Below are 1879 nucleotides of genomic sequence, written 5' to 3'. Positions count from 1 at the left end.
TTATTTTTATCGTCCGGCTATACAAGCGTCCCCGACTCGTATAAGTATGGTTCTGATGATGCTGCCACCGGTCAAATGCTGGCGCCGGATAATTATGTGCAATACGCTTTAAGGCCTTCAGGCTATAACCGCTACCTTTATGCGAACGGGAATCCGTTAAAATATACGGATCCCAGCGGCGATCTGTCTCATGCAGAATGGAACCAGGCAATGAGCCTGATTGAAAATACAGTAGGCACAGGCGGCGGGAATGGAGGTTATATCAGTTCGGGAATGGGCTCGCCCTATATTTTTAAATCGATGGATGAGGCGTTTGGCTATGGTGTAGGTTATATATCAGATCATGGCTGGTGGGGCGGCACAGCGCCCGGTTCTGCCGGGCAGGCATTGGCTAACTATAGCGCCCGCACCCGTGGCAGCGGTCGTGTTACAGCTGGTATGTGGAACGGGTATATGTCTGCACAATGGAGCGGTTATGCCTATGATATCAATACCATGAATGCATCTTCCGTTAAGTTGGGTAACGGATTTCAAACTACGGGTCTTACTTATGCTCATGCAAACTTAGGAGGCTTTGTAACCACTTTTTATTCTTATTCAAAGGCAGAAGCGTTATTTTTGGGGCAGCAAAATGGGGGTACCCCTTATTATGAGGATCCTTTATTTTATTTGAATAGTGCCTTGGGTGGTGCTGGAGTAGGCTTGGCAGTGAAGGGTGAGATGTGGAAAACAAATGAATTATGGCATATACAGAAGAATGGTAAAGTTCGCTATGCTTGGGATCCTAAAAGAAATAATCATTTTATTAAGCAATCTAGACTAAACTCACTAAATAAGACTGCGGGTTTAAGAAATTTTAGTAATAAAGTTGCTTATGCTAGTCTTGCTGTTACTGGATATAATATTATATCAACAGGGGAGATTAACCCATCCGATATGCTTAATGCAACTATGGCAGGCATTTCTTTTACCGGAGTCGGAAGTTTAATTTCAGGAACTTATTTTATTGTTGATTTCGGATTTACTATTTTCACAGGAGAGGGGCTTGGGCAGCGGTTAGATAGAGCAGTTGGAAGTTCGGTACAATTATGGTAGTATATGTATAGCATTTTTAAATTTTACTTTTTGAATTATTACTATTTCTTTTATAAAAAAGATGCGGATGAGAAATTTGCTATAACAAGAGCATTAAATCTTATTATGATAAATTTGACGTTCATTGCTTATACTATTTTGGTTTTGGTACTGAAATTATTTCCTGATGCTAGACTTTTTTTTACAGAAATTAAAAAATATGGCTATGTTTACTTTTTGATATTAGCGGCAACATTTCTTATTCACTATCTCTTGCAAAAGAAATTAAAAAGGCTTATTCACGATAATATTAAAGAATTTATCAAGAACGAAAAATCTCAAAATAAGTTTATTGTTTTTTTTACAACTTTTGCGATTTTTCTATGTTTTGTGTTGGTTTTATTTATCTAGTAGGTTTTACAATCTTATGTTTTTAACGGAATTAGACGGCAGAATGTTGTTAGGTACATTTAATTGCACCGAATCTTTAAAAGTAGAATGGCAACCGAGAGCAAAAGAGATATTGGCATCGGTACAAAAACATTAGTAATAGTTATCAAAAATGAAAAACCGCCCCAATTACTTTTGAGACGGCTTCTTGTTTTTAGCTGTAATTTAAAGGTTCGAAAATTTTATTTACAGTGCAGCAACATTTTTATTAAAGCAGTCTTTAAATTTCTTTTTTGTAAGCATAGTTCCAGTCATTCCTAAGATGATGTTTATTTTTATCGTCCGGCTATACAAGCGTCCCCGACTCGTATAAGTATGGTTCTGATGATGCTGCCACCGGTCAAATGCTGGCGCC

Annotated in this window: 2 protein-coding genes; both read left to right on the top strand. The window is 37.8% G+C overall.

Annotated features, from left to right (window positions below):
- The coding region (locus ACYVBM_RS19810; protein WP_460687435.1) for a hypothetical protein at positions 1-1095 on the top strand (1095 nt) is incomplete at its 5' end.
- Positions 1096-1125: 30 nt separating this feature from the next.
- Positions 1126-1485 (top strand): hypothetical protein, encoded by a 360-nt coding sequence (locus ACYVBM_RS19805; RefSeq protein WP_460687434.1) that lies wholly within the window; start codon positions 1126-1128, stop codon positions 1483-1485.
- The last annotated feature ends 394 nt before the right edge of the window (positions 1486-1879 follow it).

The sequence above is a fragment of the Niabella aquatica genome (assembly GCF_054779315.1).
Note: the sequence above shows the minus strand (reverse complement) of the source record. Positions and strands in the feature narration are given on the sequence as shown.